Source organism: Empedobacter sp. UBA6745, from assembly GCF_002453775.1.
GTDB lineage: Bacteria > Bacteroidota > Bacteroidia > Flavobacteriales > Weeksellaceae > Empedobacter > Empedobacter falsenii_C.
In genome coordinates, this window is record NZ_DKHL01000054.1 from 1 (window position 1) to 4,727 (window position 4,727).

Sequence of the window (4,727 nt, forward strand, 5' to 3'; positions counted from 1 at the left end):
ATTAGCTGTAGTCTTTTTATTCTACTTTTTCAAGTTCGAGAATTGTTTTTGTTCCGTCAATATTTTTATATTCTAATTTTACAAATCCATACTTAAGATTGAAATAAGAAATTAATTCGGTTTCTCCAATTCTGCTTTTTGCCTTTGCATTTACAATATAACATTCTAAATTTCCCAATTTTGTAGAAATATTTTTCTTATCTACGATTTCATACTCATAATTATTTTCAATTCCTCCTTTCCATTCCAACCATCTTTTATCGGACCAATGATCTCCAATTCCGAGTTTCCAGTTCCATTTTGTTCCAATTTTGTATGGTGCTTTTATATATGGAAACGGATTTATTTCTAAAATTTGGAAAAAACTGCTTCTCGGAGGATGAATCCAAACATTCATTTCGTTTTCAATTGCTCCTGTAACTTCCATTGTTAATGGTCGTTCATTGTTCATAATAAATTCGTAGGAAATTCCAGTTTGATTATAATCGTCAATTTGTGATTGAAAAGGATTTCCAGCAATCGGCTTCAGATTTATTTTATTTACAGTTTCGTCATTTTGATTTTCTATTTCTATAAATTTCCAATCGAATATACTATAATTCTCTTTTTTAATTTCATCTCCTTTTGCAATCAAAAATTTTTTACCATTGAGGTTTTCGTAATAGTAAGAAAATGTGAAAATTCGACCAATTTTGTATATTTCATTGTTAGAGTTATATATTTCATCATATTTTTTCTTACTGTCATTTTTTTCAACACTAATTCCATCATCATCAATGATGTATTTTTCTGAAACATTTTGAGAAATACAAGAAATAGGGATTAATAAGATTGGAAAAAAATTAATGATTTTCATTTTGTGTACATAGTTTGGTAAAGATTACTGCTAACGTTTTGGCGCTTGGCGCAGTGGCGGATTTCGGAGCACAAAACTGTCAATACACCACAAAAGTTGATGCGAGGTAGAATGTTCAATTAACCAAGTCACCCGCCATTGAGCCAAACGCCTGTTATCGCTTCGGTGTTCTTTTTCGTCCGTTCGATTTTCTGTCGGTTTTGTCGAGCGTTGGGACAGACACACTCTTTGCCAAGCTTGGGTTTGAGCTTTGGCTTTTGTGGCTTGGCAATGTGTGTGGCTGTTAGCGTAGGACTTCATTTTTGTCAAAGTTTATCTCAATTTCTCCATTTTCAAGAGTGCTAATTAAAAAGTCTATACCGTCAATATTTTCCAAAGATTTTTTGATATGTTTCTCGATTGCTGGTATTCCAACACCGTAGTAAATTGATGTTACATTAAAATCTGATAATATTGCATATAAAGAATTTGAGAAGTTTCCTAATGTTTTTATTTCCTTCAATTTTTCAAAATCAGATAGCACAAATCTGTCTTTGTTTTCAAAAAATAAAGCAACAGAATTTCTAGTTGCTAAAATATCAGGAATTATACCACCTTTGTTTTTTGTAGTTCTATTTTCGTCTGAATTTGGGTGGAGTAAAACCCCTGTTCCGCTTTGTGGAAAGTCATAACAAACAATTTTCCAGCCATTACGTTCCAGCCAATTCAATATGTTAATTGTAACTCTTTCTTCTCTCATAGTTAGGCGTCTCTCCATAATGCACCGTCAGGAAAAATAATTGCATCAGCAAAGTATGCAAAAATCCTGACTACCTTAGTTTTTGAAAATGTAGAGCCATATCGCATTTGCATAAAGTATCTAGGAATTTCGTGACTTCTTAAATCCTCATAATCTTTCGTCAAAATATTTTTTGACTCACTAGATTTCACCGAATCAGAAAGCGATTTGATTGTGCTTCCATTTTCAGTAGATACAATGATGGTTTCATTTTCTTCATCAATAGTTAGTTTTCCCCAAATGGTAATTAAATTATATCTTCTTTCTTCGAATGTCTTTCCTTCTCTACATTTAAGGTAATCAATTGCTGCTATACAACCAGCATAAGGGTCTGACCTAAATGTTCTCGAATCTACTTGATAAACCAATGTATTTTCTCTACTTCTTAGTAGTTCACCAATTTCATAATCAGCATTTTCGTACTGTGATAAATAATTTAATATATAAGAAGTTGGAATTAATTGAGTTGCAGAAAGTGGAGACATAGACAAATTACCGTCTTTACCAGAATATTCACTTTGCATTAAATCTTTTCTCTCAATTATATCTCTGTTCGCCAATAATTTTTCACGCCCTTTAATAACCCCGTGCCTTTCATTGATTGAAATGATTTCATTTATTGCAGCGAACATTTTTATCATTTCTTGATCCGTACCAAGTGGACTTCCGGAATAATTTCTGTTGCCATCATATTTTAATCCTTTTTCTCTTAAATTAGGACTATCCATAGGGTTATATTCATACTCTCTAAAGTCAGAAGGGAAATAATAAAATAGAGAGGGAATATTATAAATAGACATTACGTGTTCTAATGCTTTAAAAATTAATGGATTAATTTTATCCCATTTCGAACTATTCTGCCTATGAATAATAACTGCTTCTGGATATATATAAAAGGATGGCACATTATTTTCAACCGAGGCTGCCAACCTAGCAAAACGTTGAAACACATTGTGTCCTGTGCCAGCTTCTGTTGACACTTCGATAGAAAAAATCGGTTCGTGGTCAATTTCTACGATTAAATCAGGTGCATCCAAATAAAGTATTTTCTTTATGTGGTCAGGCATTGTATGAAAGTTCTTTGCATTGTTTGCATCACTTTCATACATTTTTTTCTTGACGTATGTTTTATTCCTGAGTTCTGTATTGTCAATAACAAAATCGGCAAAAGGCTCAGTACTATACCATATTCTATAGTTCATTATAAGTACTTTTTAATTGCAAGTGCTACAGCTTTCGCTAATAAAGGAGGCACAGCGTTTCCTGTTTGAACTCTACCTTGAACAATTCCTCCTTTTACAATAAAATCATCTGGAAAACTTTGAATTCTACATCTTTCTCTAATCGTTAAACCTCTAGCATCTTCTGGGTGACCGAATTGGAATTGTGGTCTTATTCCACCAGAAACTTGTGTTGGACTTAAAATATCCCAAGCTAACCGTATTCTCTGTTTGAACTTTGGATACATTGGTTCTCCAGGTTTTGTGTTTTTAATTTTCTCAATTGTGTCTTTAGGATGATTAGGTGCAGTATGACATTGAACTGTTCCATTTGTATTCATCCTCATTAATTTTTGGTATTCTGAAAAAGGCTCTGATTTGTATCTTTTCTTTGTCTCTTTTGGATTTAAAGCAGGTAAATCACCTATGGCATCTTTGATGGTTACATAAGGATTGCCTGTTTCTGGCCCGTGGGTTTTCTCAATGTTATTAAAATCAAATTCTTCGCCTCTTATTCCAACAAAAATTAATCTGCTTCTTTTTTGAGGAACGCCATAATCAGGAGCATATAGAAGTTTACTTTTGACTTTCATTTTACCTGCTCTTGATAAGTCTTTTTCAATTTCTTCTACAAAATTGCCTGTACTTTTCATACCTGAAACATTCTCTAAGACTACCACTTTAGGCTGAAGGACTTCTATAAACTTAACAAATTCCTTATACATCAAATTTCTATCATCTTCTTGATGTCTCTTTCTGTTATTCAGGGAAAAACCTTGACAAGGTACACCAGCGATTATTACATCTAATTGCCTTCCATTTAGAAGTTCTTTAATGGTATTTGGGTCAACTTTTTTTACATCACCTAAAATTGTAGAGCAATTTGGATGATTTGCTTTAAATGTTTGAATAGATGGGGCGTGTATATCACAACCTAAAACAACTTCAAAACCAGCCATTTCAAATCCCATTGAAGTTCCTCCGCACCCGCAAAACAATTCTACAATTATTGGTTTGTCATTTGGAATTTCTCCACCTTTGGTAAAAACGGGGTCTTTTTTCCAATAGTAGCCATTCTCCTCAACTTTTACTGATTTATCCCAAACACTTTTTTCTAAGACGTCTGGTTCAATTTCTCCATAAATGTTGATTTGAGGCTCTTCAACAACTGAAATTTCTGTCGGCATTGTATCAATTATTTTATTTTCCATTCCTTAAAGTGTTGTAAGTGATTTGCTCTTCAGCAACTTTTAATGCTGATAATGCGGTTTCTTCGTCTCTAACAATAGAATATACTTTGTTAGCTAGCCACAAAGATTCCAATTCTTCAATTGGTGTTTTAAAGAGTTCATTCAACTTAGTTAAATCTTCTCTTTTTAAGGGTTTCTGGTCATTCTCAACTTTACTTAGAAAACCTTCTCCAATACCGAGTTGATAAGCTAATTCTCTCTGCTTAAGACCAGCTTGCTCCCTTAATTCTCTTATTTTTTGTCCAAGTGTCATTGTCTTGTTTTGTACTTGTCTAAATTTGGTCAAAAGTAATAAATTATTTTCACTTGGTTGTCGAGCGTTGGAAAAAAATGGCTCTTTTGGTTTTTTGAGCGTTGGCTCGTGTGTCGGCAAAAACCAAATGTGCCATTTGTGCGGTTGGCTTTTTACACTGAGCGATAACGGGTCGCGTATTGGCGATAGTGGCGGATTAGAAAGCCTAAACCTTCAATCTTGCTCTAACCTAAGCAACAGCCTTTTATTATTTTCTAAATTTATGAAAAAAGGAAATATAAAAGGCTGTTGCGACAAAAAAAAGGAGAAACTTTCAATTTCTTCCTTATCCCGCCATTTCGCCAATACGATGTTGAACTAAACCTCCAGT

The 4,727-nt window shown here is 33.4% G+C and carries 5 protein-coding genes; all 5 read right to left on the reverse strand.

Annotation, left to right across the window (positions count from 1 at the left end):
• Positions 1 to 16: 16 nt before the first annotated feature.
• Positions 17 to 856, reverse strand: a complete 840-nt coding sequence (locus B4H69_RS15310; RefSeq protein ID WP_291094778.1) for a hypothetical protein — start codon at positions 854 to 856, stop codon at positions 17 to 19.
• Positions 857 to 1,139: 283 nt separating this feature from the next.
• Positions 1,140 to 1,595: a hypothetical protein gene (locus tag B4H69_RS15315; RefSeq protein WP_115001168.1), complete on the reverse strand. Its 456-nt coding sequence runs from the start codon at positions 1,593 to 1,595 to the stop codon at positions 1,140 to 1,142.
• Positions 1,596 to 1,597: 2 nt separating this feature from the next.
• Entirely contained in the window at positions 1,598 to 2,836 is a 1,239-nt protein-coding gene (locus B4H69_RS15320) for a hypothetical protein (protein ID WP_115001166.1), read from the reverse strand.
• On the reverse strand, positions 2,836 to 4,041 hold the full coding sequence (locus tag B4H69_RS15325) for a DNA cytosine methyltransferase (RefSeq protein ID WP_280050410.1): 1,206 nt from the start codon (positions 4,039 to 4,041) through the stop codon (positions 2,836 to 2,838). The genes B4H69_RS15320 and B4H69_RS15325 overlap by 1 nt, the downstream gene beginning before the upstream one ends.
• Before the next feature lie 13 nt (positions 4,042 to 4,054).
• Positions 4,055 to 4,357, reverse strand: a complete 303-nt coding sequence (locus B4H69_RS15330) for a helix-turn-helix domain-containing protein (RefSeq protein ID WP_115001162.1) — start codon at positions 4,355 to 4,357, stop codon at positions 4,055 to 4,057.
• Positions 4,358 to 4,727: the final 370 nt, after the last annotated feature.